The sequence below is a fragment of the Micromonospora sp. KC606 genome (assembly GCF_004348675.1).
In the GTDB taxonomy this organism is placed as follows: Bacteria; Actinomycetota; Actinomycetes; order Mycobacteriales; family Micromonosporaceae; genus Micromonospora.
Map to the genome: position 1 here is coordinate 1 of NZ_SMKN01000008.1, position 26,067 is coordinate 26,067.

Genomic DNA, 26,067 nt, shown 5'->3' on the forward strand with positions numbered 1-26,067 from the left:
GGTCACCCTCCGTCTCGCGGGCCCACCCCGCCCTCGCACCGACCGGGAGGAGCCGGTGGCTGTTCACTCCGCGAGCGTTTCGCCGCCACGCACCGTGAGCAAGGAAGCCATGCCCTCACGGGCCGGACTGCCGACGCACGTTCGCCGAGGTGGTGAGGCGGTCGGGCGGCGGGACTGGAGTCAGGCCACGCCGGTGGGGCGGAACTGGACGCTGACGCGGGGACCGACCGGGCGGGTGGTCTTGGGGACGGCGTGCTCCCAGGTGCGTTGGCAGGAGCCGCCCATCACCACAAGGTCGCCGTGGCCGAGCGGGAACCGCAGGGTGTCGCCGCCGTCGCGCGGGCGCAGCAGCAGCGGGCGGGGCGAGCCGAACGACACGATGGCGACCATCGTGTCGTTGTACGCGCCCCGGCCCAGCGTGTCGCCGTGCCAGGCGACGCTGTCCCGCCCGTCGCGGTAGAGGCACATGCCGGCGGTCACGAACGGCTCGCCCAGCTCGGGTGCGTAGTGGGCGGTCAGCGCCGCCCGTGCCTCGGTCAGCATCGGGTGCGGCAGCGGGCGGCCCGGCCCATACCAGCAGAGCAGGCGGGGGACGTCGACCTGGCTGTCGTACATGGTGCGGCGCTCGGCCCGCCAGGGGATCTTCGCCAGCAGCGTGTCGAGCACCGCGTCGGAGCCGCGCACCCAGCCGGGGAGGTGGTCCACCCAGGCGCCCCGGATGAGGGTGTGCCGGCGCACCGCCCCCCGCAACGGGCCGAGGGTCGGCCCGGCGTCGCTGAGGTCGAGTATCGACGGCTGGAAGGCGGCCACGCCGCCACTCTATCAGCGGTTTAGCACAGACGTACGAGAGAGTAGGGCGTCGGTGACCCGGGCCCGGCCCCGCCCGTCGACAGCGGACCAGCCCTGCGCGGAGAGCGCGGCCCGCCGCCGGGGCGAGGCGAGCAGGCCGCGCAGGACCCGGGCGGCCAGCGCCCGGGCCGACCGCCCGGCCATCCCCGGCGCGGTCAGCTCCGGCAACTCGCCAAGCCCGGCGGCGAGCCCGTGCGCCACCACCCGACGGTACGACTCGCGCTGGTTGTCCACCACGCACACCAGCGCGGACGGCGCCCCGAGGCAGCACAGCTCCCAGGTCGAGGTGCCGGCGGCGCTGACCACCAGGTCGGCTGCCCGGATCAGCGCGGGCAGCTTGTCGGTCGGCGGGACGAGCCGGAGGGTCTGCCCTCGGCCGGGAGTGAGTTCGGCCAGCTCGGCCTCGATCGTCGGCCGGGCCGCCACCACGGTCAGCTCCACCGGGTGCCCGGTGTCGAGCAGCACCCGGGTCAGCACCGGGGCCGCGCCCACCGCGTCGGTGCCGCCGAAGAAGGCCAGCACCCGGGGCCGTCCCACCGGGGTGGCCGGGCGGGGCGCCGCCGGCCGGGCGGCGATCACGGAGTCGCGCAGCAGCGCGTACCGGGTGCCGGCCAGCAGCCGGCCCTCGCCGCTGACCGCACCCCCACCCCCGCCGCCCGGCGCGTCCGCGCCGAAGTTCTGGTCCAGGTAGAGGTCGGCGTCCTGACCTCGGGTGTCCCCGTCGACGATCGCCAGGGTCACCACGCCGGCCGCCCGCAACGCTCCCGCGCCGGCCGGGTCCAGTTCGTACGAGTCGAGCACCATCGCGTCGAGCCGGTGCTCCCGGGCCGCCGCGACCAGTCCCGCCGGGGTGTCCGGGCCGGGGTGCAGGGGGATGCGCCGTGCGGTGAGCTGGTCCGCCGCCCAGCCGACCCCCTCGACCGTGCCGAACAGCGAGACGGCGGCGCCCCGGGCCAGGAACTCCTCACCGAGGGCCAGGCAGCGCACCAGGTGCCCGACGCCGCGTCGCGGCCCGGCGTCGCAGCGTAGTCCGATCCGGGGCAGGCTCAGGACTCCTCCAGCCGTTTCTGCCGCACGTCGGCGTTGAGGGCGCGCAGGGCGGGCTGCCCGTGCAGCCAGTCGGCGAGCTTGGCCAACGGGACACTGACGTCGCCGAAGTGGTCGGTCACCGCACGCACCAGCGCCCAGTCCCGTTCGGTGTCCAGGGTCAGCCGCAGGTCCGAGCGGTCCGGCGCGAGGGTCACCCCGAGCACCCGGAACAGCTCCGGATGGGTGTAGGCGTACGAGGTCACGTGCACCCGGTGGTGATCGGTGGCGAGCCGGTCCAGGGTACGCAGCGCGTCCGCCCGGATGATCTCCACGTCCAGCCCGCGGGGGAGCGTACGGGCGATCGACGTGCTGGCGTAGTCCAACCCGGGCACCGCCCGGTAGACCGACGCGACCAGCGCCACGATCTCCGGGTCGAGCAGCGGGCAGTCCGCGGTGAACCGCATGACGGCGTCACCGGGGTGGGCGGCCAGGGCCCCGACGAACCGGGCCAGCACGTCGTCGACCGGCCCCCGGTGCCAGGGCACGTCCAGTCGGCGGCACTCAGCCACCACCGCGTCGTCGACCGGGTCGGTGCTGGTCGCCACGACCAGGTCGGTCAACACGCCGCTGTCCCGGGCGGCCCGCACCACCCGGCCGAGGACGCTGCGCCCGGCCAACGGACGCAGCACCTTGCCGGGCAGCCGGGACGAGCCCATCCTGGCCTGCACGATCCCCACGATCCGGGTGGTGTTCCCCGGGCCGCGGGTGTCCCGGTCGACCGGTCCCCTGTCACCCGCCGGGCCGACGGTCCCCGGGGCCGTGCCCGCCGGTCCGGCGGCGACGTTCGGGACGAACTCGTTCACTGCTGCTCCTGATCCGGCCGGCGCTGGTTGAGCGCGGCGGTGGCCCGGCGCTTGGCAGCCCGCGCGCCCCGCTTGGCCAGCCGGGCGGGAGTGATCGCCAACCGGCCCACCCGGTAGCTCAGCGAACCGCTGAGCAGGTTGATGGTCGCGTCGGCGCGGCGCAGCGCCCGTTCCCGGGAGGTCAGCAGCTCCTCGGTCCACTTCAGCAGCGCCGAGAGTCGGGTCATCTCCTCGCGCTGGCGCAGCCACGCCTCCCGTAGCTGCTGGTAGCTGCGCGGCCCGGCCGGCGGGTCGGTCGGGGAGACCGCGCGCAGCTCGTCGGCGAGGCGTACCCGCCCCTCGGCGTCGAGACCCCGCAGCGCGGCGGTTATCGCGGCCTCCGCCTCGACGGCGGCGGCCACGGTCGCCCGGGACAGGTCACGCCCGGCGACGCCACCGAGCACCACGGTCAGCCCGGCAACGTCCAGGGTGGACGCCCACGGGTGGGCGTACCCGCCGGTCAGCAGCGCGGCGGCGAAGCGCCACAGAGAGCGGGCCAGCGCCACGTCCAGCTCCAGCGGCGCGGTGGCCTGCCAGCTCGGGTCGAGGACGGCGAACTCGTCGCCGACCACCACCACGTTGTCCGTCCCGGCGAGGGCGGTGGCGCCGGCCAGCCGGCCGTCGGCGTCGGCCTGCGCGGCGAGCCAGGTGGCGTACCCGCGCAGCAGGTGGCGCAGGGTGTGCAGGTCGCGGCGCAGGCAGGCGTCGAGCAGCAGGGTACGCAGCAGCCGTCCCTCGGGCACCGGCCCGTGCAGGGCGGCCACGTCCCGGTGGGCCACCTCCCGGGAGGCGAAGGGTGCGGCTTCGGACCGGGGCGTCGCACCGCCGGCCCACCACCGCCAGCCGTCCGCCCCGGCGTGCACCTCGACCACCCCGACGCCCGGCGGCCCGGTCTGCACCAGCGCCACCGGCAGGTCGGCCCGCCCGCCGGCGACCGTGCCCGAATCCACCGGTCCGCCGGCGACCGCGCCGGACACTGCCGCGCTGTCGGGGCCGGCGTCGGCGGTGACCGCGCCCGGCTGGGCCGGCGCCCGGTCGTCCGTGGCCACGCCGGCGGGGCGATGGGCGAGCAGCAGCCAGCCCGGGGCGAGCGCCGAGCCGAGCCCGGCGTGCAGCGCGTCCACGGCCAACCGGGCCGGGTCCTGGAGCACCGTCGCTCCCGGGTCGCCCGCGCAGGCCCCGTGCAGCATCGCGTCGAACAGTCCGGAGGTGGCCCGCCGGTCCAGCTCGTCGGCGGCGACCAGCACCGTCGGGGCGTCCGGGTCGGGGTACGCGGCGAAGCCGGCCTCCGGTCGCAGTCCGGCGCTCGCCAGCCGGGCCCGGGCCTGTGCCGGGTTGGCGGGCCGGCCGGCGTCCAGCACCCCGCCGACGGACCAGGCCCGGTCGGAGCGGTCGACGTACCAGGGGGAGACGGCGACCAGTCGGTGCACGCCGAGCGGGTTGTCCACCCGCAGCAGCAGCGTCCCGCCGGGGGCCACCGCCGTGACCAGCCGGGCCAGCACGCCGTCCCAGCCCAGCCGGTGACCCTCCACCGACTCCACGGCGTCCAGTCCGGCGGCGGCGACCACCACGTCCCACTGTTCGTCGTCGGGCAGGCCGGCCGGTCCGCCGACCACCACCCGGGCGCCCCGGTCGGCCAGCACCACCCCGTCGGGGTGGCTCCGCAGCAGGCAGGTCACCGCCGCGTGGGCCAGCCGGGCCAACAGGGCGGGGTCGTGCGGCCCGGCGAGCAGCACCCGGGCGCCGGCGGGCACGAGCCGGGCCAGCAGCGCCGCCAACGGGCCGCCCTCGGCCAGCCGGCGTTCCGGCAGGTCCGACCAGGCCAGCATCTCCCCGCCCGGCAGGGCGACCCGGGGCGCGGTCTCAGTCGTCAACGTCGTCCTCCTGGAGGTTCGCCCACCCGAGCAGCTCGCGCAGCTCGGCCGGCGTACAGCGGTGGTCGGTGCCCAGTTCGGCGCGGGCGATCTCCACGGCGGTGGTCTGGTCGACCGACTCGCCGTGCAGCTCCGGCCACTGGCGGCGGATGCGTGCGGTGCCGCCGAAGGTGGGGTCCTCGTCGGACAGGATCATCGGGTCGCCGTAGACGGCGGGCTCGCAGCCGGCGGCGATGCCGTAGAAGATCGCGCTGGTGAGCCGGTTGGAGGCGACCCGCCGGTGCCGGCGCAGCTCGGAGAGCTGCTTGTCGAGGAAGAACGGGTCGGTGTCCTTCCACCAGTGACCCCGGTAGCCGTGGCAGATCACCCGGAAGCCGGCGTTCTCGTAGAGCCGGCGCACCCGGCGCATGCCGTACTCGTGCCAGTAGAGGCAGATTGTCACCGGCCCCGGCTCGGTGGCCTGGATCCGGGCGATCAACTCCTTGTGGTCGCCCTTGACGTGCTGGCCCTCCCAGCCGTGGAACGGGTACCAGATGGTGCCCTCCCGGTGCGGCTCCGGGGGGTCGTCGCGGCGCAGGTCCAGCAGGTACGCGAAGGGCGCGCCGATGGTGACGACGTTGCGTCGCCCCACCGACCAGGCCCGCCGGCGGGTCTGGTCGGACCAGAGCAGGCTCGGGGTGCGTTCGGCGTACGGGTGGCCGGGGGCGAGCCCGTCGCCGATGTTCCAGCCGTGCTGGACGTACCCGTTGATCCGGGGTGGGTGCCCGTCGCCCAGCCCGCAGTAGCGCGCCAGCACATGGGCGTGCCCGTAGAAGTGGTTCGCGTGGTGCATCGGTACCCCGTCAGGCGGCGGGACGCACGGGTACGCCGCGCAGGGCGGCGCGGAACGCGTCGATCACGCGGTCCTGGTCGGCGTCGGTGAGGGTCGGGAAGAGCGGCAGGGACAGCTGCTGTTGGTAGAACGACTCGGCCACCGGGCAGGATCCGCGCCGGTAGCCCAGATCGGCGAAGGCCGGGTGCCAGTGCGCCGGAACGTAGTTCACCTGCACCCCGATGCCGGCGGCGCGCATCCGGTCGTACACCTCGCGGCGGCGGCCGTCGAGCACTCGGACAGGGTAGAGGTGCCAGGCCGGGGCTGCCCAGGAGCGCCGGCCGGGGATCCGCACGCTGTCGAGGTCCGCGAGGGCCTCGTCGTACCGGGCGACCAGCCGGGCCCGGGCGGCGAGGAAGTCGCCGAGCCGGCGGAGCTGGCTGCGGCCCAGCGCGCACAGCACGTCGGGCAGCCGGTAGTTCAACCCGAAGGCGTGTACCTCCTGGTGCCAGCCGCCCTCGTCCGGCCAGCGCAGCTCGTCGCGGTCCCGGACCAGCCCGATGTTGCGGAACCGGCGGGCCCGCTTCAGCAACTCCGGGTCGCCCGCGGCGACCGCGCCGCCCTCGGCGGTGGTGAGGTTCTTGGTGGGGAAGAACGAGAAGGTGGTGAGGTCGGCCAGCGAGCCGACCGGCCGGCCCCGGTAGGCGCCGCCGATGGAGTGCGCGGCGTCGGCGAGCAGCAGCGCGCCGCTGCCGGCCAGCGCGGCGCGCAGGGCGTCGTAGTCGGCCGGGTGGCCGGCGTAGTCGACCGCGGACACCACCTTCGTGCGGGAGGTGGTGGCCGCCGCGGCCGCCGCCGGGTCGAGGGTGAAGGTCTCCTCCTCCACGTCGGCGAAGACCACCGTCGCGCCGAGGGCGACCGCGCTGCTCGCGGTCGCCACGAACGTCATCGGGGGGACGACCACCTCGTCGCCGGGGCCGACGCCGGCCGCCGCGTACGCGACGTGCAGCGCGGCGGTGCCGTTGGACACCGCCGCGCAGCCGGTCCCGCCCGTCCACCGGGCCAGGTCGGTCTCGAACGCCGCGACCTGCGGGCCGGTGGTGAGCCAGTCGCTGCGCAGCACGGCGACCACGGCGGCGACGTCGTCGTCGGTGACCGACTGCCGGCCGTACGGGAGCATCGCCATCACGCGGTGATGCCGAGCATGTCGCGCAGCTGCTCCACGCTCAGCCACTCGTCGTTGGTGTCCGACTGGTACGCGAACCCGTCCGGCACCGGCTCGCAACCCACCGGCGGCTGGTAGCCCCAGGTGGCGATGGTGGGCTGGACGATGAACCGGTCTGCCGCCCGCAGCGTCCGGCGGCTGTCGTCCGGGGCGATCATTTCCTCGTGCAGCTTCTCGCCGGGGCGGATGCCGATCTCGTGGGTGGTCGCGTCCGGGGCCACCGCCTCGACCAGATCGAGGATCCGCATGCTGGGGATGCGCGGCACGAAAAGCTCGCCGCCCTGCATCTGGTCGAAGGAGTCGATGACGAACTGGACGGCCTGGTCCAGGGTGATCCAGAACCGGGTCATCCGCTTGTCGGTGATAGGCAGGCTTTTGCCCTCGGCGGCGAGCCGGCGGAACAGCGGGACCACGGAGCCGCGGCTGCCCACCACGTTGCCGTAGCGCACCACGGCGAAGCGGGTGGGGTGCTGTGCGGCGTAGTGGTTGGCGGAGACGAACAGCTTGTCGCCGACCAGCTTGGTGGCGCCGTACAGGTTGATCGGGCTGGACGCCTTGTCGGTGGAGAGGGCGATGACCTTCTTCACCCCGGCCTCGATCGCCGCGTCCACCACGTGCTGGGAGCCGGCGATGTTGGTGGCGATGAACTCCGACGGGTTGTACTCGGCCGTGTCGACCTGCTTCAGCGCGGCGGCGTGCACCACGTGGTCCACGCCGTGCATGGCGCGCGTCAGCCGGTGCCGGTCGCGGATGTCGCCGATGAACCAGCGCAACCGCGGGTCGTCGCCCAACTGCTGGCGCAGTTCGTACTGCTTCAGTTCGTCGCGGGAGAACACCACCACCCGGGCCGGGTCGGCCTCGGCGAGGAGATGCCGGAGGAAGGTCTTCCCGAAGGAACCGGTGCCGCCGGTGACCAGGATGGAGGATCCCGTCAGCTCACTCAATGTGGTGCTCCCATGATCGCAGGTTCGCCTGCCGGGCGGCCGGGGGCCACGCGACCGGACGGACGCTAGCCCCGGTGGGTTAACACATCGACGCGCTCCGGTGAACCGCCCGCGCTGCTCCCGTGAATGCCGGGCACCGGGCAGGCGAACACTTCCACCGTTTGTGCGTCGCGGTCAACCGGCTGGGGCGCGTCCGACTACAGTGGCCCCCGCGTGGCGCCTGGCGCGTCCGTCCGGCCGTACGCCGCGCGGCGCGTGTCCGTCCGGCGCCCCCGGTTGCCCGGCGACGGGTAGGTGGCCGGGTTCCGCGTGCGACCGGGCGACGGACACCTGTCGCTCGACGGCCCGTCCACCCGGTGCGCCCGGCTGGCCCACCCTCCGGCACGTCCACGCCGCCACCCTCGCGGCGTGAGCTGAAGATCTTGGACAGTTCCCGTTCGGACGGGACGGTAGGTGTCCAGGAATCAGTGAGGGGCGGGGTGAGGGCAGCACATTCCGTCCCTGCCGACCGCCGGTCGTCGGGGCACCGACCGAGCAGGAGGCGACGATGGCGTCCGGCACCGACGTGAGAGCACGGATCGTCGATCCGGCGCGGACGCCAGCCACTCCGGGGCGGCGCTGGCTGGTGCCGGCGCTGCTGGTCGCGGGCTGGCTGGCCGGGGTCGGCTGGCGGATGTGGCTGGCCCGGCACGTGCCGCTGCCGATCGCGCACACCGACGAGGACAGCTACCTCAACACCGCGCGGGCGCTCGCCGGCGGACCGGGCGGGTTCAGCAGCGAGAACGGTCCGCTGCGCCGCGTCGGCTACCCCATGCTGATCTCCCCGGCGTTCCTCGGCGACCGGGAGTTCACCGACAGCTACCGCCTGGTCCACCTGATCAACGCGATGGTGAACAGCCTCGCTCTGCCGCTGGCGTACCTGCTCGGTCGCCGGCTGTTCGCGCTGCGCCGGTCGTCCGCGCTGGCCGCCGCCGCCGTCGCGGCGACCCTGCCGGCGACGGCCTTCTACGCCCAGGTGGCGATGATCGACGCGGTGCTTGCGCCGCTGGTGCTGGCCTGGCTGCTCGCCGTGCACCGCTGGGTGTCCCGGCCCGCGCCGGTGGCCGCCGCGACCGTCGGGACGCTGGTCGGCGCGTTCCACCTGCTGCACTCCCGGGGTCTGGTGATCGTCGCGGTGCACGCCGGGCTGGTCCTGCTGCTGTTCGCCCGCCGCCGGGCGACACCCGCCCAGGTCCTCGCCGCGGTGTTGCCGGTGCTGGCCCTGGCCCTGGTCAACGAGGCCGGCATCCGACTGCTCGGGGACAAGGTGTACCTGCTCGGGAACCCGCCCGGCGGCGGCACCCTCCGGGCCGTGGCCTCCGGGCCGGGGTTGCTCCGGCTCGGGGCGGCCGTCGCCACCCAGCTCTGGTACCTGGTGGTGATCACCTTCGGGCTGGCCGGGATCGCCTGGGCCGCCGCCGTGCGGGAGCTGTTCCGGCCGACGTGGGGCGCCGCCGTCCGCTGGACGCTCGGCGTCGCCCTGGTGACCAGCGTCGGCGTGGCCGGCGGGGCGTCGGTGATCCTCGCCGGTATCACGTCGAAGCCGCTGGACGCCATCTACGGCCGGTACGTGCAGATGCTCGCCCCGTTCTGGCTGCTGGTCGGAGTGGGGGTGCTGCTCACCGTGGCCGGGCGGGTGGTGCTGCGCCACGCCGCCGTCGCGGTGGCGTTGCTGCTCGGCGGCGCGGCGCTGATCGCGGCCCGGCTCGCGTACGTGGCCAGCCGGGGCCACGAGCTGCGCTACGGCGGTTTCGGCGCGCCCGACCTGATGGCGCTGACCGGCGGCTGGCGGGAGTTCCGCCCGTTCACCGGCGCGGCGGTGGGCGTCGCCGGCTGCCTGCTGCTGGTCGTCGCGCTCCGTCGGCCCCGGCTGCGTTCCGCCGTGCTCGCCGCGGTGGTGGTGGTGAACGTCGGCACCATGGCGGTGATCACCGACCGGCTGGTGCGGCCGATGGTGGCCGCCTCCGCCCCCACCCCGCGTTTGGTCGAGCTGGGGTTGCGTCCCGGCGACCGGGTGTACGCCTCCGTCGGCGTGCACTACATCCTGCGGTTCAACCTCAGTCACCAGGTGACCTGGACGGACGTGCGGTGGTTCCGGGACCGGCCGCCGGCCGCCGCCGACGTGGTCCTCACCCGCTGGGCACCCGGCGCAGCGGACGACTGGGACGGGGCCCGATACGGCTTCGTCAGGCTCGGCGGCAACCCGCGGCAGCACTGGGCCGCCTGGCGGCGCGGCTGAGCCGACGTGTCGACACCGTAGTGAACGCTCGATGTCGCCTGAGTGAATGTCGGGCGGACAATTACCGAAATCAGCGGCGGCGGCGATTTTCCCGGGTCAGGGAAATCGGGATCACCTCGATTTCCCGCCCGTCGTGCATCTGCCGTACCGGGCTTCCCTCGACGAACCGGAACCGGCGGTTCATCTGGCGTACGACGGTGTTGTGCGCCAGCACCTCCCCGTCGAGCCGATCCAGCGCCAACGCGTCGAACGCGTGGTCCACCGCCTCGCGCATCACCTCCAGCCAGGCAGGCAGCGTCTCCCCCCGGTCGGCCAGCCCGTCGGCGTCCAGGTAGAAGCCCCAAGCCCCGGTACGCGGGCCGTCCAGGCGCAGGTCGAAGAAGGTCACCACGCCGCAGGGCAGGCCGTCGCGCTCGTACACCAGCACCCGCCTGCTGGGGTCGCCGCATACCCGGGACCACCACGCCGCGTGCTCCACGGCGGAGATCACATGGCTGGTCTTGCTGACCTGCCGGTTGGCGTCCTGATTACGCCAGGACAACATCAGGTGAACGTCGTCCCCGGTCGCGTCGCGCAGCACTGTGACCTCTTTCCGTTCGATTCCGTGTCAGGTCCGGAAACCCTACCCGGGAAATGTCGCCGACATTTTCCGGGCGCTACACTCCGCCGCATGAACGAACTGAGCCGCGCACACATCCGCGACCTCATGTCGCAGGTGCTGGCGAACCAGGGCCGGGTGTTGCCGGACGACGACGCCGCCGACCTGCGGGAAATCGGCTTCCGGTCGCTGGACTTCTCCGAGCTGGCCCTGCGGGTCGAGGACGCCACGGGGGAGGAGCTCAACTTCGACGCCCCCGGACTGCGCCGCATCGCCACGGTCGGGGACGTCCTCGACTTCCTCGAGACCCTCCAACGCCAGTGATCGTCGGCACCCGCGCCGGCCTGGACAACCGGATCGTCGTCGGTGGCAGCGTGTCGACCTGGCGCGAGCTGCCCGAGCCGGCGCTGCCGTCACCGGCCGCCGTGCTCACCGCCCGCCCGGCCGACGCGCTGGCCGCCGCCCGGCACCACGCGGCGTACGGCACCGAGCTGCTGCTCACCTCCGCCGCCCGGGTGGACCAGGCGATGCGCGACGAGCTTCGGGAGGCCGGCTTCACCGTGACCGGGCCGGGGTCCGGCGGCGGGCACACCGAGCCGCCGGTCCGGCCGCGTCCCGCCGAACCGGGCAGGCTCTGGCTGCTCACCTCCGGCTCGACCGGGCGACCCAAGCGGGTCGGGCACACCCTGGACTCGTTGACCACCGTCCGCGGCGTCCAGCCGGCACGCACCTGGCTCTGCCCGTACGCTCCTGGCACGTACGCCTGGTGGCAGGTGGTGACCCTGTCGCTGACCCAGCCGGGGCAGCACCTGGTGGTGGTGGACGGCGACGAGCTGGACGAGTGGCCGGCGCTCGCCGCCGCGCACGGGGTGGACGCGGCCTCCGGCACCCCGACGTTCTGGCGGCGCACCCTGCACCGTGACGGAGCGGCGTTGGCCCGGGTGCCGCTGCGCCAGCTCACCCTCGGCGGCGAACCGGTCGACCAGGCCGTGCTGGACCAGCTTCGGGAGGTCTTCCCGGCCGCCCGCATCTCATGGATCTACGCCTCCTCCGAGGTCGGGGCGTCGATCGTGGTCCACGACGGCCGCGCCGGCTTCCCGGTCGAGTGGCTGGACCGCCGGCTGCCCGGTCGGCCGACCCTCTCGGTCGACGGCGAGGAGCTGGTGATCACCTCCCCGCACCACGGCGCCGGGCTCGACGGCCCGGTGCGCACCGGCGATCGGGTGCAGGTCGTCGACGGCCGGGTGCTGATCACCGGCCGGCTGGACTCCGACGAGATCAACGTGGGCGGGAGCAAGGTCTCCGCCGGACTGGTCCGGGGCGTGCTCGCCGCACACCCGCGGGTCGCCTGGGCGCGGGTCACCGGCCGCCGTGCGCCGCTGCTCGGTCGGATGGTTGTCGCCGAGGTGGTCCCGACCGCGCCGGACGACCCACCGGACGAGGCCGAGCTGGTCCGCTGGTGCGCCGGCCGGCTCCCCGACCACGCGGTGCCCCGCCGTATCCGCCTGCTGCCCGAGATCCCCGTCAAGGAGACGTTGAAGAGCGATGTCTGACACCCCGCTCGTCCCACCCAGTTCCGTGGTCCTGGTTTCCGGCGGTTCCCGCGGGCTGGGGCTGGCCATCGTCACCGACCTGCTCGATGCCGGGATGAAGGTGGCCGCGTTCGCCCGTACCGTCACTCCCGAGCTGGCGAAGCTGGCCGACGCGTACCCGGACCGGGCGCACGTCGGCGCGGTCGACGTCACCGACCCGCCCGCCGTGCAGGCTTTCCTTCGGGCGGCGGAGGAGCGGCTCGGCCCCGTGGACGGGCTGGTCAACAACGCCGCGGTCGGCCAGGACTCGATGCACACGCACACCTCCAACGCCGACATCGCCCGGATCGTCGAGACGAACCTGACCGCCCCGCTGCAACTCACCCGCCTGGTCGTCCGCCGGATGCTCGGTGGCGGCCGGCGCGGGCGGATCGTCAACATCACCTCGATCTGCGCGCAGCGCGGCTTCCCGGGCCTGGTGGCGTACTCGGCCACCAAGGGCGGCATGGACGCCGCGACCCGCTCGCTGGCTCGGGAGCTGGGCGGCCGGATGCTGGTCAACGCGGTCGCGCCGGGGTTCTTCGCCTCGGAGATGTCCGCCGTGCTGGGCAGCACCCAGCTCGACCAGATCGTCCGCCGTACCCCGACGGGGCACCTCACCGAGCCGGACGAGGTCGTGCCGGTGGTGCGGATGTTGCTGCGCGAGCACACCAACATCAACGGCCAGGTGCTCGTGGTGGACGGTGCGGCCTCCGTCTGAGCTGGGCGTGGGACCGGCCGGGCGGGAGAGCGGCCGGCCGCTCACCGTGGGCAGGGCCGGCACGCGTCCGGTGCCGGCCCTGCTGGCCGCCGCCGAACGGCACCTGCGGGTCGGCACGCCGGCCGAGTTGGCGTACGCGGTGACCCGCAGCCACCTCGACGACGGACGCTGCGTCGGCTGGTACGGCCCACCGGCACCGGGTTGGCGGGTGGCGATCGACGCCGAACGGGCCGATGCCGAGGTGCCGCCCGCGTTGGCCCGACGGTTCGGGCAGATCGACTTCTGGGCTCGCTGGACCCGGGCGGAGAGCCTGTGCAAGCTGGCGGAGGTGCCGGTGGCCGCCTGGTGGCGGCGGCACGGGCTGGTGGTACCTCCGCAGACGCCGGCGGTGTGGCGGACCCTGCGCGTGGCCGATCAGCCCGGCGTGCGCGGCGATGTCGGCGCGCGAGACCTGATCGTCACGGTGGCCTTCGCGCCCTGACCGGCCCTCCCGCCGGTCCGGCGCATCGGCCCGCGTCTAACGACGGCCGCCGTGGGCGGGTTGCGGCAAACCGTGGCAGCCCCAGCGCGCCCGACACCCCAACCTGCCGCGATGGCGACGGCGGGCCGCCGGCGACGCGGTGTCGCGGACCGGCGGCGCGAGCGTCAGATCAGGTCCCAGCTCAGCGGGGTGCCCCGGGGAACGTCGACGGCGAAGGCACGGCCGAGCACGGCGTCGATCGCTGCCGGGGGCAGCCCGCCGGCCGGGCGGATCGAGCGGACGTTCCGCGCGGTCACCGGGTCGCCGGCGCGGACGTCCTCGACGACCCAGAGGGACCGGCGGAAGCGCAGCCCCTCCTGCTCGGCCGGGGTCGGGCCGACCAGCGTCCCGCCGAGCGCCGCGTACGCCCGCGCCGACTCGACGACCAGGGCGGCCAGCTCGGCCGGGTTCAGCGAGAAGTCCGAGTCCACCCCGCCGTCGGACCGGTCCAGCGTCACGTGCTTCTCGATGAAGCAGGCGCCCAGCGCCACCGAGGCGACCGGCACTCCGATGCCGGGGGTGTGGTCGGACAGGCCCACCGGCACCCCGAACAGATCGGCGAGCACCGGGATGCGACGCAGGTTGCTGTCGCCCGGCGGCGCCGGGTAGGAGGCGGTGCAGGCCAGCAGGACGATGCCGCCCGCGCCCGCCTCCCGCGCGGTGCGCACCGCGGCGTCGATCTCGGCGACCGTCGCCATCCCGGTGGAGATCACCAGCGGCTTGCCGGTGCCGGCCACCAGCCGGATCAGCGGCAGGTCGACCAGCTCGGACGAAGCGATCTTGTACGCCGGCGCGTCCAGTTCCTCCAGCAGCTCCACCGCGGTCGGGTCGAACGGCGAGGAGAAGACGGTCAACCCGCGCTCTCGGGCCCGGGCGAAGATCGGCGCGTGCCACTCGTACGGTGTGTGGGCCTTCTCGTAGAGCCGGTACAGGTTCTCGCCGCCCCACAGCTCGTGCCCGCCCGAGATTCGGAAGGCGGGGGAGTCGACGTCGATGGTGATCGTGTCCGGCCGGTACGTCTGCAGCTTCAGCGCGTGCGCGCCGCTGGCCGCTACGGCGTCCACGATGGCCAGGGCCCGGTCCAGGTCTCCGTTGTGGTTGCCGGACATCTCGGCGACCACGAACGGTCGTTCCCCGGCCCCCACCACGTGCGGTCCGATCTTCACTGTCGCCGTCATGCCCGACCCCTGTTCACTGTGCGTCCGCGCCGATGCGCGGTCCTTGCCTCGTCGTCCGTGAACGACCGGAACACCTCGCGCGCCGACGTCGCCGCGCGTACCGTCCGGCCGGCTCGGCTCTGGCCAGCGGAACCACTGCCCGGGACACTCACGGAGTGCCGTGCCCCAACAGCACGTCCGGCTGCGCCGGCCCGTCCGCCCGCGCCGGTCCGGTCTGCGTCGGGTCGGTCTGCGTCGGGTCGTCCGCCCGCGCCGGTCCGGTCTGCGCCGGGTCGTCCGCCGCGCCGGCACGGACCGGGTCGGCCGGTGGGGCGGGCGGGGTGTCGGCCGTCGCGGTCGAGAGCCCCACCGGCGTGGCGGTGGTGGGCGGGGCTGCCGGCTGTCGCACCCGGCCGGCGAGCCGGTGGGCGCGCCGCAGCGCAGCGTACGCGAGGTAGCTGTCCCGGCCGACCAGCCGGTGCTTGAGCCCGGCCACGCCGCCCGGCTGGGGGTAGCCGCTCGCCGGCAGGTGGCGACGGTACTGCTCGGCCACTCGACGGAAGAAGGCGCGTCGCAGGTGCGGGTGCAGCCGGTCGTCGTTGCCGACCACCACGAGCATGTGGTTCACCATCAGCCCGAACAACTCGGCGTGCAGCCGGTCGTCCGGGTAGCGCCGCCGTACCCAGTCCAACAGCCGGTCGTACTGGTCGAAGGCGTCGAAGTGCCGGCCGCTGCGGGTGGAGGTGATCGCGCCCTGTCGGCCCTGGCGGTAGTGGTAGCAGACCCGCTCCAGTACGCAGATCCGCTCCGCGCCGATCAGTAGTGGGTGGCTGAACGGGATGTCCTCGTACCAGCCGGGGTGGAAGCGCAGCTCCAACTCGTCCAGGAAGGTTCGGCGGACCACCTTGTTCCAGGCGGTGTGCTGCACCCGTAGCAACTGCGGCCGGTCGGCCAGCCGCACCACGTCCGGCACCCCGCGCAGCAGCGGACTGCTGGCGTCGGTCTCGTGCCGGCCGTCCTCGTGCACCCGCAGATGGTCGACGACCATCACGTCCGGGCGGTGCGCCCGCAGACGTGCCAGCACCGCCGGGATCGTGCCCGGCGGCAGCCAGTCGTCGCTGTCGACGAACCAGACATAGTCGCCCGCGGCGACCTCCAGCCCGGCGTTGCGGGCCGGACCCAGACCGACGTTGACGTCCAGGTGAACGGTGCGGGTGCCCGGGTGGGCCGCCGCGTACTCCCGCAGCAGCTCACCGCACCGGTCCGGCGAGGCGTCGTCGACGGCGACGATCTCCACCGCGCCCGCGTCGTCGGCGGGGATGTCCTCGCGGATCGAATCGAGGCACTGGTGCAGGTACGCCTCCACCCCGTGGACGGGGACGACGACGCTCAGCAGCGGGGTGCGCGCGGGCTGATTGACCACCCGGCCACCCTCGTGCATCCGGGTGGCCGAGCACGGAACCTGACGTATCCGGCAAAGATGGGGTTGCTGAACAGCTTGTGAGCACAGGGTTAACGGGTGGCCACCTCCTGTGTTCCGGTGTGGGGCGGCGCGACCCTGGCCCGCCTCATGTGCCGTGCCGGTCCAGGAGGGTCAGGCCGGTCTGGGTGGGATTGTGTGGCACGTTGTTGTGATGCCTGCGGGTCGTGATCAGGCCTGCCTCGCGCAGGACGGTGGTGTGTCGCCTGGCCGCTGCCGATGAGATGTCCAGGCGGCGGGCCAGGGAGCCGGTGGTGCTCACACCGTCGGCGATGGCGGTGAGCACCGACGCGCGGGTGCGCCCGAGGAGGTTGGCGAGCGCCTGCGTCGATGTGCCGGGCGCGCTCGGCGTCGAGGTGCGCGCGCATGCGCTTCCAGTGGGGGCCGATGGCGACACGGTGGTAGGCCTCCACCACGGACAGCATTTCCTGCCGGACGGCGAGAGAATCGACCGCTGGCCGACGTCTGCCGGACGAGCGGGTAGGGTGCCGGCGGCGGTCCTCACCGGGGCCGTGGTGGGACGTCGCCCCGGGCCGTGGCGACGACGCGGCCGAGGAGGGGACGTACGTGGTGTCGATCCGTGTCGATGCGGGGAGGTCCGCCACGAGCACGTCGTCGGCGAGCCGGCTGCCCTCGCTGACCGGGCTGCGCTGGGTGGCCGCGATGTTGGTCTTCGGCTACCACGCCGGCACCATGCGGATCGTCGGCGACCCCGATGCCAAGACCGTCGTCGACGTGATCTTCACCCTCGGCCTGTCCGGGGTGCAGTTCTTCTTCATCCTCAGTGGCTTCGTGTTGGTGTGGTCGGCCCGCGACGGCGAGCGGCGCCGCGACTTCTGGCGGCGGCGACTGGCCAAGATCTACCCGAACCACCTGCTGACCTGGGCGGCGGCGCTGGCGGTGATGTGGTGGTTCGCCGACCCGGTGGTGCCCCGCGCGGCCCTGGAGAACCTGCTCCTGGTCCAGGCATGGGACCCCACCCCGGGCTACTTCTACAGCATCAACACGGTGAGCTGGTCGCTCTCCTGCGAGCTCTTCTTCTACCTCTGCCTGCCGCTGGTGCTACCGGCGTTACGCCGCGCCCGCGCCGGCCTGCTCTGGGCGGTGGTGGTGGCGGTGCCGCTGATGATCGTGTCGCTCTGGCCTGGTCAGCTCCTGGTGCCCGAGGAGAGCACCTGGTGGTTCACGCAGATCTTCCCGCTGGTCCGCTCGACCGAGTTCTGGCTGGGAGTGGTTGCGGCCGAGTTGATGCGCCGTGGCCGGTGGCGCGGTCCACGGCTTCCCCTGGCCAGCCTGATCTTCGTGGCCACCTGGGTGGTGGCGGGCCTGTGGATCCGCGCCGAGCTGTGGGCGGCGATCCTCTCTGTGGCGTACCTGTTGGTGATCACCGCGGCGGCGGACGCGGACGTACGCGGACGGCGCTCGCCGTGGCGGCATCACCGACTGGTGTGGCTCGGTGAGGTCTCCTTCGCCTTCTACCTGGTGCACGTGCTGGTGATGGTCACCGTTCTGCGGGCCACCGGTTACCTCGGGATCGGGTTGCCGGGCTGGTGGGGGCCGCTGGTGGTGCTCGGCTTCCTGGCGGTGAACCTGTTGCTCGCCGCCGCGCTGCACCGCTGGGTGGAGATCCCGGCGATGCGCCGCCTGGCCCCTCGCCGCCGTCCGCCCGTGGGCGCGGCGGCCCCGGGCGGCGCGCCGGTGTCGGCTGGCACGCCTGCTCCCTCCGTGGCTGGTGATCGACTGGCGCCGGGCGATGCCGCCGTGCCGGTCGCCCGCCGGGCCGCCGCCACCCCGTCGCGATCCAACGCCGGCCACCCTGGCTGACCGTCCACGGTGCCGGGCGCGGCCCGCTGCCTGGGCGACGGCGGGCACCGGACGGTGGTACGGCGGAGTCCGGGGGCGGCCCGGACTCCGCGCGGCGCCGCAGGCGCCGGCCGCCGCGGACCGACCGAAGTCGGTCATCGGCGCGTCCGCCGCAACCGCGCGACACGCCCGTTGGCGCTGCGTCCCCAGTGGTTTCGGCGGTAGCGTGGAATCGTGCTCCCGGTCGCGTTCACCAGTCCTCTGTGCTGGGTGACGCGCTGGGTCTGCCGGCTGCTGACCAGCCTCGCCGTGGCGGTCGCGCTCTCCCTCGGCGGCACCGCCGTGCCCGACGGCGTGGCTCTCCCGCCCGGGCCGGGTCCCGCCGCTCCTCCGCTCCTCACCAGCCCACCGGCCCCAGGCGGGTCTGCCCTGGCGGCGGCCCCGCCCGACCTCGCGTGGTCGCCGTCCGCCGTGCCCGCCTGCGGGCCGGCCGTCGCGGTGCCCGGCGGGGAGGTCGCCGCCCGTGGCGACTCCGCCGAGGAGATGCCGCCGGCCGCGCCCGTCCCGGCCGGTCCGGCCGTGCTGACCAACGCCTCGGCCGCCACCGGCACTTCGGCGTCCCCCGTCCCGGCCGGGGCGATGCCGACGGTCGCCTGCCCCCGCGCGCCGCCCGCCGTCTGACCCACGCGCGCGGCCCACGCCCTTTCGATCCCACCCCCGCACCCACCCGACCGCCGCGGTCGGCCCGACGGCCGGCACGTCGCGCCCCGGGCGAGGGTGCCGTCCCCTGATCCGCGTCCCGCTAACGGGAGGTGCCGACCGTGAATGCCGTCCTCTACCAGTTCCTGATCGAGGTCCCGACCGCTGCCGCCATCTGGTCGGCGCTGCTGGTCCTCGCCCTCGCCCTGCTCACCGTGCTGGTGGCCCGACCCGAGCGGGAGAGCCCGCTCGGCGACCACCCGGGCCCGACCGACGATCCCGCCGTCGAAGCGGCGGACCTGCGCCGGTACGCCGAGGAGGTCGCCGCGGCCGCCGCCCACGCCGGCTGGACCGCCCGGCGGTGGCGGGACGCGTGGCTGACCGCCCAGGAGGAGATGAACCGCGCCTGGACCGCGTACGACGAGGCGGAGACAGCCGCCCGTCGGTTCGTGGACGCCGGGGCGCTGCCGACCCCGCGTACCCCTCGCACCCCGGCCGAGTACGCCGCACGGGAGCGCTGGCTGCACCGGGCCGCGGTGGCGGCGCACTGGCGCGGCGAGCTGCCGGTGGAGCGGATACGGGACGTCTTCGCCCACCGCGACGGCTGGGACCCACGGCGGCACCCGGTCGAACAGGAGGTGCTGCTGGTTCGCGCCGTGCGTGACAGCCGGCGGGAGGCGTACCAGACGGCGGCCGACCGGGAGCGCGCGGCCTGGCGGGACGCCGAACGGGCGGCCGAGGCGGCCCGCGCCCTCGCCGTCGAGGCGTACGCGGCGGCGGAGCGGCTGCGGCCGAACCGGGTGCCCGCCAGGCGGCGGGCCGCGACCGCAACCCGTACCGCCGCCGCGGCCCGCTGGCGACCGGCCCGGGTCGGGTGAACCCGGTCCATTCTGTGGCCGGCGCGCCGAAATCGTTACCGGAAAGGGTGAGCCCGCTCACGCCGCCGCGGAAACGGGCAGCCAGTGACAGGCGGTGACATCGACGGCAGCATTCCGTGGGATTGTCGCCGTCGGTGTCCGGTTGTCGTCCGCTCATGCCCGGAAAGCCGCATGTCTCATTGAGTCACGTCAGTGTCGAGCTGCACCGGAAATTGTGCCGACAGGTGATGTTTAAGCAGCTCAGGAGGCTTGGCGTGCGGCGCGCCTACCAGTAGTGTCACCCCGTCCGGCGCGGTTACCGATCGCAAGAAGGCGACGCCGCGTCGACCCGCCGAATCGTGGCTCCCACGAACCGGGGACCCAAGCACGTCCGGGGTGAATCCGCGGGCCCAGGCCCGTGGTAGGGCGATCTTCCCGCCCGAATCCGTCAGCTAACCCGGTAGGCGGTGTCGGAAGGAGTCCCATCCCCGTGCCCCACACCCCTCACCTGCGCTTCACCTCGGTACCGGGGTGCGCCCGCCGGTAGGCCGCACGTCGCGCCCTGATTCCGGCATGAGCCCCGACGCCCGGCGACCGCCCGGGCGCTCCCCCCGCCAAGCGGCCCGTCCTTCCGTTCCGCGTGTGACGCCTCCCGTCACGCGCCGATCCGGCGTGCCGCTTCCGCCCTCGTACCGTGGAGGAACACGTGAAGCACCACCTCAGGCGGCAGCTGCGCCGTCTGGTCACCGAGCGCCCGTACCAGGTTGTCGCCGGCTCCGCCGCCGCGCTCCTGCTGGCGACCGGCGCCGGGGTCCTGCTCGCCGGCGCCGACGAGTCGCCCGCCCGGCAGCAGACCACGGCCGCCGTCGTCGAGGCGGCCCCGCGCCTGGCCGACGTGGCCAGCCGGAACCAGGCCCGGGTCGCCGTCACCACCCCGGCCGCCAGCCCGTCGCCCTCGGCGAGCCCCACTCCGCCGGCCCCCGCCGCGCCCTCGGCGACACCGCGCAGGACGGCCGACCCCGACCTGACCCGGACGGCGGCTCCCAAGCCACCGGCGTCGAAGGTTCTCGACTACGACTACCAGGCCCAGATCACCTACTACTACTGTGGCCCCGCGGCGGTGCGCCACGCGCTCAGCGCCGCCGGCGTCGACCGGACCCAGGACGGGCTGGCCGGGCCGCTGAGCACCACCGAGATGGGCACCAACTCGGCCCTGGACACCACCCGGGTGCTCAACCAGTTCGTCAAGGGCGATCCGTACCGGACCCGGATGTTCCCGGGCACCCCGAGCGCGGCGCAGATCGACCGCCTCCGGGCCGATGTGGTCGCGGCGATCACCGCCAGGCGGGGGGTCGTCGCCAACGTGGCCGGTGACGCCACCGACACCGCGGGCGGCTGGCACTCCTTCCCGGGCGGGCACTACATCGCGGTGGTCGGCTACCGGGACAGCGGCCGGCTCGTCCGGATCGCCGACTCGGCCGACCCGAACCTGCCGGAGTACTGGATGACCACCGTCGACCTGGCGAACTGGATCGCCACCCGCGGTTACTCCGCCTGATCCACTCCGCGCCGACGGGTGCCGGTCCTCGGTCCGAGGACCGGCACCCGTGCCGTTGTCGGGTCCGTGCGGGCTCGTGATCCGGTCTGTTCAGGCGGTGGGGGACAGGGGCGAGGTGCCCCGCCCCGCCGGTGCCGAGGCACGCGGCGCCGGTGCGTGCCAGCCTGGCTGCAGTTCGCGTCGGGCCGCCTCCAGGAAGCCGTCGGCGTACGAGGCGGCCGGGAAGTCGCCGAGGTAGCGGCGGCGGGTCTCCCACCGGGCCGGGGCCAGCGGATCGGTGTCCAATATCCGGGTCAGCACGTCGTCGACGTTGGACATGTCGCGCCGCAGCACGTAACCCGAGGCCGCCAGGGGGAACCGGGCGACGAAGTCGTCGCCGTCCACCCCCATGTCGGTCACCGCGTACGGCTTGCCCGAGTAGAGGAAGTCGGAGATCACCCCGGACACGTCGGAGACCAGCGCGTCGGCCCGGTTGACACAGTCGGTCAGGGTCAGCTCGCGACCGGCCGCGGCACCCCACAGGTGCGCCCGCCCGGTGCGCGCCCGGTCGGCGGCGAGCAGTTCGGTCAGCCGGGCGAGGTGCCGCGCCGACGCCGGGTTCTGCGCGGTGTACGGGTGGGCCCGCAGGATCACCGTGGCGCCCCGGTCGAGCAGCCGGCGCAGCAGCGTCTCGGCCACCGGCAGGGAGCAGTAGTTGGCGTCGGCGTGGTGCCCCGTCCAGGTCGGCGTGTAGAGCACGGTCGGGTTCGCCAGCCCACGGGCAGGCTCGGGGCGTACCTCGATCGACTCGACCTGGGGGCGGCCGACCACCACGAACTTCTCCGCGGGAATCTCGACACCGGCCCGGGCGTACCGCTCGATCGCGGCCGGACCGGCCACGAAGATCCGGTCGAAGATCGCCGAGACCGGGTTGGCGCTGGGCGCCTTGTCGCTGTCACCGTGGTGCAGCTGCACGTGGGTTAGTTGGGTGAACCGGACGCAGTGGCTGTTCTTCGCGCCGTGGTTGACGTAGAACGCCACCCGCAGGCTCGGCACCAGCGCCTCGTCCATCGCCCGCAAGGTGGGGCAGTAGACCACCGGCGCGGAGGTGGCCGCGGTGATGGTGGGCAGGAACTCCGGCTCCCGCAGTAGCACCAGGAACGGCCGGCCCACCCGCTCCAGATACGGCAACCACATGGTGACCTGGTACTCGGAACCGGGTGGGGCGGAGAAGTAGAGCAGGAACTCCGGCTGGTGGGCGCGCAGCGCCCGGGTCACCGGCCCGCCCCCGGCGCTCGGCCGGAACCGCCGTCGGGCCAGGTCGAGGCCGACCGCCCCGCACGCGCCGGCCACCAGCAGGGCGGCGGCCAGCGCGACCACGGCGGGCAGGGGGCGGGCGGCGGCGACCGCGATCACCGCGAGCAGGGCCAGCAGCGCACCGTCGAGGCGGGCGGCTACCAGTGGGGTCCAGGTGCGTATCGGCAGGTTCGCCGCCCGGATCTCCAGGTTGCCGGCGTCGCGCAGGGGACCGACCAGCAGCACCAGCCCGAGCAGCACCATCCCGGTGAGCGCCAGCACCGGGTCGAAGCCGCTGTCGAGCCGGCGGGCGTACCCGACCAGGATCCCGGCGGCGAGCAGCACCGTCTCGGCGGTGATGTCCGCGTTCTGCCGGACCCGGCGTTCCGCCGCGGCGGCGGCCAGCGCGGCCACTGCCAGCGCCAAGCCCCACCCGGTGGCGCCGGTGAGCGCCACCGCCAGGAAAGCCACCACGGCCAGGCCGGTGGTCAGGCACCGTGCCATCAGTTTTCTGACCAGGTCACCACGCATGTCGCTCGCCCGCCTCGGAAGGATCGTGGGTCAGCCGGCGTTGGCGAGCCGGTCGGTGTCGGCGGCGGTCGGCTGGGCCGGCACCGCGGCCGGCTCACCCGGCGCCCGGCGGACGTCGATCACCTGGCCGGTGAGGTCGGAGATCAGCACGTCCAGCGACGACCGGGCCACCGTCTCCGCGGCGAGCAGGGTGTGCTCGGGCTCCTCGCCGAACGCCTTGGTGCGCATCGGGGTGGCGGTGCGCTCCGGGTTGATGCAGTTGACCCGTACGCCGAACTCGGCCCACTCGTCGGACAGCGCCTGGGTGAGGTTGACCAGGGCGGCCTTGGTGGCGGAGTAGAGGGCGTACTGGGCCCGGCCGCGGGTGTAGGAGCTGGAGGTGTAGAGCAGCAGTTGGCCCTTGGTCTGCTGGAGGTACGGCAGGGACTGTCGGGCCACGATGACCGGCCCGACGAAGTTGACCTGGAGCACCCGGTCCATCGTCTCCTCGTCCAGGTCGGCCAGGGCGCCCTTCTCCAGGATGCCGGCGGTGACCACCACGTGGTCGATCCGGCCGGTGGCCTCGAAGGCGGTCTTCAGCGCGGCCGTCACGTCCTCGGCCCGCTCGACGTGGGTGCCGGTGCTGGAGCGGCTGAACGGGAAGACCTGGGCGCCGTACTGGCGGGCCAGCTCGGCCAGGTCGTGGCCGATGCCGTAGCTGCCGCCGAAGACGACGACCGTCCGGCCGGTCAGCTCCTCGGTGTAGCTGCGGTGGTCGGTCAGGCGGGGGGCCTGGGCGGCGGCGAGCTGGAAGAGCTTGTCGGCCAGGTGCACGTCGACCGGGTGGGTGACCTTGATGTTCTCGTCCGAGCCGTCGATCACCTTGATCGGCGTGCCGGGCAGGTAGCGCAGCACCACGCCGCAGTCGTCGGTGGCCGCGAAGTGCGGGTCGCCCTCGGCCCGCCGGTACGCCTCGCGGATCGTCCCGGAGCGGAACGCCTGCGGGGTCTGGCCGCGACGCAGGGTGGCGCGGACCGGAATGTCGGTGATGCAGTCGTTCTCGTCGACCTGGATGATCGTGTCGGCCGACGGGATCGCCACGTCGACGGCGGAGTACGTCCAGAGCGCGTTGACGCACTCGCGGACGATCCGGGCGCTGACCAGCGGCCGGACGGCGTCGTGGAAGAGGATGTTGACGTCGCCCTCGCCCACCGCGTCCAACGCGATCCGGGTGGTGGCGTTGCGGGTGTCGCCGCCCTCGGTCACCTTGCTGACCTTGCGGAAGCCGGCCCTGTCGACGATTTGCTGGGCCTGCTCCACGTGGCCGGTGGCCATCAGCACGATGATCTCGTCGATCTCCGGCGCGGCGTCGAAGACGGCCAGGGTGTGCTCGATGATCGGCTTACCGGCGATCTTCAGCAGCTGCTTGGGGATGCCCAGGCCGAGCCGGATCCCGGTGCCGCCGGCCAGCACCACCGCCACCGTCCGCGAGGGCCGCCACGGCGCCGGGGTCTCCGGTGTGGCGTCCGGGCGGTCAGTGGTGTGGTCCTGCGTCATTGCCGATCCTCACTCTCAGGGGGAGCTGAACGAAAGATGGCGCCCGAGCGGCGACGGGATGAACCTTAACGCGCGGACCGCGCCGCCCCAACGGGGCGACGCGGTCTCCGGCGCGGTGCCGTGCGGTAGATTCTACTTTTTGTTGGCAAACGCCTCGTATGCCCGGATGACGTCGTCGGTGGGCCCGTCCATCCGGATCAGGCCTGACTCCAGCCAGATCGTCCGTTCGCAGGTGTCCCGGACCGAGGAGAGCTGGTGGCTGACCAGGAACACCGTGCCGGCGCCTTCCCGCAGCTCGCGGACCCGCTGCTCGCTGCGCTTGCGGAAGCCCTTGTCGCCGGTGGCGAGCGCCTCGTCGATCAGTAGCACGTCGTGCTTCTTCGCCGCCGCGATGGAGAAGCGTAGCCGGGCCGCCATGCCCGAGGAGTACGTCCGCATCGGCAGGCTGGCGAAGTCCCCCCGCTCGTTGATCCCGGAGAACTCGATGATTTCCGGGGTCATCCGCGCCACGTCGTCCGGATGCATGCCCATGGCCAGGCAGCCGAGCGCGACGTTTCGCTCCCCGGACAGGTCGTTGAGCAGGGCGGCGTTCACGCCGAGCAGCGAGGGCTGGCCCTGGGTGTAGACGGCGCCCCGGTTGACCGGCAGCAGGCCGGCGATGGCCCGCAGGATGGTCGACTTGCCGGAGCCGTTGCTGCCGATCAGCCCGATCGCCTCGCCCCGGTACGCGGTGAAGGTGACCCCCTTCACCGCGTGTACCTCCTGGACATTCGGCGCGGAGGTGCGCTTGACCAGCCGGCGTAGCGCGGCCACCGGGGTGGTGCCGCCGCCGGCGCCCTTGTGCACCCGGTAGATCACGTGCGCGTCGTCCACCACCACGGTGGGGATGCGGTCGGTGATCCGAGGCAGGGTGATGGTGGCGTCGTTGGACGTCTCGAGGTGCTCAACCACGGCCGTACTCCTGTTCGCCGCGCCAGAAGTAGACGAAGCCACCGATCCCGGCCGCCATCGCCCAGGCCGCCGCGACCAGCCAGAGCTGGGTCAGCGACTCGTTGAGCAACGGCGTCTGCTCCAGCAGTGCGTGCCGGGCCAGCTCGATGTAGACCAGCATCGGGTTGTACTGGATGAGCGTGGCCGCCCACTCCGGCAGCCGGTTGAACAGCGAGACGCTGTACAGCACGCCGGAGCCGTACATCCAGGTGCGCATGATGAACGGCATCAGCTGCTTCAGGTCGCTGGACTTGGACCCCATCCGGGCCACCACCATCACGACCCCGGCGTTGAACACCGCCTGCAGCAGCAGCGCCGGAACCATCAGCAGCCACTCCAGGGTGATCGGCTCACCGGTCACCAGCACGATGCCGACCAGCACGACCATCGAGGCCAGCAACTGCTGGAACTGGGTGAGCGTGGCGGCCACCGGCAGGCTGGCCCGGGGGAAGTGCAGCGCCCGGATCAGGCCCAGGTTGCTGCTGATCGACTGGGTGCCGGCCAGCACCGCGCTCTGGGTGAAGTTGAAGATGAACAACCCGGTGGTCAGGTACGCGATGAAGTTCGGGATCTCCTTCTGCGCCAGCACCACGCCGAAGATCAGGTAGTAGACGGCGGCGTTGGTCAGCGGGGTCAGCACCTGCCAGATCTGACCCAGCTTCGCGTTGCTGTACGAGGCGACGAGCTTGGCGTTGGCGTACGCGGCGATGAAGTGCCGGTAGGCCCACAGCCGGCGGCTGTACTCGGTCAGGGAAGGGCGCTCACCGGCGACCCGTAGTCCGTGCCGGGCGGCCAGCTGCGCCTGGGTCAGACCCGTTGCGGGGTCGACCAGCGCGGTGTCGGCCATGAAAGGGCGCTC

The 26,067-nt window shown here is 73.7% G+C and carries 24 protein-coding genes and 1 riboswitch; of the genes, 9 read left to right on the forward strand and 15 right to left on the reverse strand.

Annotation, left to right across the window (positions count from 1 at the left end; translation table 11 throughout):
- Nucleotides 1–180 precede the first annotated feature (180 nt).
- The 7 genes from E1193_RS03385 to pseB form a co-directional block, all read right to left on the reverse strand.
- Nucleotides 181–810: an alpha-ketoglutarate-dependent dioxygenase AlkB gene (locus E1193_RS03385; protein ID WP_132180137.1), complete on the reverse strand. Its 630-nt coding sequence runs from the start codon at nt 808–810 to the stop codon at nt 181–183.
- Nucleotides 811–822: 12 nt separating this feature from the next.
- Nucleotides 823–1,899, reverse strand: a complete 1,077-nt coding sequence (locus tag E1193_RS03390; RefSeq protein WP_132180139.1) for a glycosyltransferase — start codon at nt 1,897–1,899, stop codon at nt 823–825.
- The gene (locus E1193_RS03395; RefSeq protein WP_279433289.1) at nt 1,896–2,618 is read right to left on the reverse strand and encodes a glycosyltransferase family protein; all 723 of its coding nucleotides are present in this window, start codon (nt 2,616–2,618) and stop codon (nt 1,896–1,898) included. Before E1193_RS03395 ends, E1193_RS03390 begins: the two co-directional genes overlap by 4 nt.
- Nucleotides 2,619–2,737: 119 nt before the next feature.
- Nucleotides 2,738–4,609 carry a class I SAM-dependent methyltransferase gene (locus tag E1193_RS03400; RefSeq protein ID WP_132180247.1) on the reverse strand — a complete coding sequence of 624 codons (1,872 nt, stop codon included), beginning with the start codon at nt 4,607–4,609 and terminating at the stop codon, nt 2,738–2,740.
- Between the two features lie 34 nt (nt 4,610–4,643).
- Nucleotides 4,644–5,486, reverse strand: coding sequence for a hypothetical protein (locus E1193_RS03405; protein ID WP_132180141.1), 843 nt, complete (start codon nt 5,484–5,486; stop codon nt 4,644–4,646).
- Between the two features lie 10 nt (nt 5,487–5,496).
- Entirely contained in the window at nt 5,497–6,654 is a 1,158-nt protein-coding gene (locus E1193_RS03410; protein ID WP_132180143.1) for a DegT/DnrJ/EryC1/StrS family aminotransferase, read from the reverse strand.
- Nucleotides 6,651–7,634, reverse strand: a complete 984-nt coding sequence (gene pseB, locus E1193_RS03415) for a UDP-N-acetylglucosamine 4,6-dehydratase (inverting) (protein ID WP_132180145.1) — start codon at nt 7,632–7,634, stop codon at nt 6,651–6,653. The genes E1193_RS03410 and pseB overlap by 4 nt, the downstream gene beginning before the upstream one ends.
- Nucleotides 7,635–8,181: 547 nt before the next feature.
- Here pseB and E1193_RS03420 point away from each other — a divergent pair.
- Nucleotides 8,182–9,912: a glycosyltransferase family 39 protein gene (locus E1193_RS03420; RefSeq protein WP_132180147.1), complete on the forward strand. Its 1,731-nt coding sequence runs from the start codon at nt 8,182–8,184 to the stop codon at nt 9,910–9,912.
- 70 nt (nt 9,913–9,982) lie between these two features.
- On the opposite strand, the gene E1193_RS03425 is transcribed toward E1193_RS03420, so the two are convergent.
- The gene (locus E1193_RS03425) at nt 9,983–10,492 is read right to left on the reverse strand and encodes a GNAT family N-acetyltransferase (RefSeq protein WP_132180149.1); all 510 of its coding nucleotides are present in this window, start codon (nt 10,490–10,492) and stop codon (nt 9,983–9,985) included.
- A gap of 90 nt (nt 10,493–10,582) precedes the next feature.
- On the opposite strand from E1193_RS03425, the gene E1193_RS03430 reads away from it, so the two are divergent.
- From E1193_RS03430 to E1193_RS03445, 4 genes are read left to right on the forward strand one after another with little or no spacing between them, the layout of a single operon-like run.
- Entirely contained in the window at nt 10,583–10,834 is a 252-nt protein-coding gene (locus E1193_RS03430) for an acyl carrier protein (protein ID WP_165945619.1), read from the forward strand.
- On the forward strand, nt 10,831–12,063 hold the full coding sequence (locus E1193_RS03435) for an AMP-binding protein (protein WP_132180151.1): 1,233 nt from the start codon (nt 10,831–10,833) through the stop codon (nt 12,061–12,063). The genes E1193_RS03430 and E1193_RS03435 overlap by 4 nt, the downstream gene beginning before the upstream one ends.
- Entirely contained in the window at nt 12,056–12,802 is a 747-nt protein-coding gene (locus E1193_RS03440; protein ID WP_132180153.1) for an SDR family NAD(P)-dependent oxidoreductase, read from the forward strand. Before E1193_RS03435 ends, E1193_RS03440 begins: the two co-directional genes overlap by 8 nt.
- Entirely contained in the window at nt 12,786–13,283 is a 498-nt protein-coding gene (locus E1193_RS03445; protein WP_207922537.1) for a hypothetical protein, read from the forward strand. Before E1193_RS03440 ends, E1193_RS03445 begins: the two co-directional genes overlap by 17 nt.
- A gap of 164 nt (nt 13,284–13,447) precedes the next feature.
- On the opposite strand, the gene pseI is transcribed toward E1193_RS03445, so the two are convergent.
- The 3 genes from pseI to E1193_RS33645 form a co-directional block, all read right to left on the reverse strand.
- Nucleotides 13,448–14,500, reverse strand: a complete 1,053-nt coding sequence (gene pseI, locus E1193_RS03450) for a pseudaminic acid synthase (RefSeq protein ID WP_132180155.1) — start codon at nt 14,498–14,500, stop codon at nt 13,448–13,450.
- A 148-nt stretch (nt 14,501–14,648) separates the two neighbouring features.
- Nucleotides 14,649–15,902 carry a glycosyltransferase gene (locus tag E1193_RS03455; RefSeq protein WP_243707258.1) on the reverse strand — a complete coding sequence of 418 codons (1,254 nt, stop codon included), beginning with the start codon at nt 15,900–15,902 and terminating at the stop codon, nt 14,649–14,651.
- Between the two features lie 145 nt (nt 15,903–16,047).
- Complete coding sequence (locus E1193_RS33645; protein ID WP_132180159.1) at nt 16,048–16,464, reverse strand: winged helix-turn-helix domain-containing protein; 417 nt, start codon at nt 16,462–16,464, stop codon at nt 16,048–16,050.
- A gap of 62 nt (nt 16,465–16,526) precedes the next feature.
- Between E1193_RS33645 and E1193_RS03465 the strand changes: the two genes are divergently transcribed.
- From E1193_RS03465 to E1193_RS03480, 4 genes are all read left to right on the forward strand, one after another.
- On the forward strand, nt 16,527–17,783 hold the full coding sequence (locus E1193_RS03465; RefSeq protein ID WP_243707260.1) for an acyltransferase: 1,257 nt from the start codon (nt 16,527–16,529) through the stop codon (nt 17,781–17,783).
- A gap of 213 nt (nt 17,784–17,996) precedes the next feature.
- Nucleotides 17,997–18,443, forward strand: a complete 447-nt coding sequence (locus E1193_RS03470) for a hypothetical protein (RefSeq protein WP_132180161.1) — start codon at nt 17,997–17,999, stop codon at nt 18,441–18,443.
- 140 nt (nt 18,444–18,583) lie between these two features.
- Entirely contained in the window at nt 18,584–19,339 is a 756-nt protein-coding gene (locus E1193_RS03475; protein WP_347877009.1) for a hypothetical protein, read from the forward strand.
- Nucleotides 19,340–19,658: 319 nt separating this feature from the next.
- Nucleotides 19,659–19,800: riboswitch (cyclic di-AMP (ydaO/yuaA leader) on the forward strand.
- Nucleotides 19,801–20,012: 212 nt separating this feature from the next.
- On the forward strand, nt 20,013–20,876 hold the full coding sequence (locus E1193_RS03480) for a C39 family peptidase (protein WP_207922538.1): 864 nt from the start codon (nt 20,013–20,015) through the stop codon (nt 20,874–20,876).
- Between the two features lie 90 nt (nt 20,877–20,966).
- Here the strand turns inward: E1193_RS03480 and E1193_RS03485 are convergent, their stop codons facing one another.
- The 4 genes from E1193_RS03485 to E1193_RS03500 all read right to left on the reverse strand — a co-directional run bounded on the left by E1193_RS03485 (nt 20,967) and on the right by E1193_RS03500 (nt 26,055).
- The gene (locus E1193_RS03485) at nt 20,967–22,682 is read right to left on the reverse strand and encodes a CDP-glycerol glycerophosphotransferase family protein (protein ID WP_132180167.1); all 1,716 of its coding nucleotides are present in this window, start codon (nt 22,680–22,682) and stop codon (nt 20,967–20,969) included.
- A gap of 30 nt (nt 22,683–22,712) precedes the next feature.
- Nucleotides 22,713–24,218: a bifunctional cytidylyltransferase/SDR family oxidoreductase gene (locus tag E1193_RS03490; protein WP_132180169.1), complete on the reverse strand. Its 1,506-nt coding sequence runs from the start codon at nt 24,216–24,218 to the stop codon at nt 22,713–22,715.
- Nucleotides 24,219–24,350: 132 nt separating this feature from the next.
- Nucleotides 24,351–25,169, reverse strand: coding sequence for an ABC transporter ATP-binding protein (locus E1193_RS03495; RefSeq protein WP_132180171.1), 819 nt, complete (start codon nt 25,167–25,169; stop codon nt 24,351–24,353).
- On the reverse strand, nt 25,162–26,055 hold the full coding sequence (locus tag E1193_RS03500; protein WP_132180173.1) for an ABC transporter permease: 894 nt from the start codon (nt 26,053–26,055) through the stop codon (nt 25,162–25,164). The genes E1193_RS03495 and E1193_RS03500 overlap by 8 nt, the downstream gene beginning before the upstream one ends.
- Nucleotides 26,056–26,067: the final 12 nt, after the last annotated feature.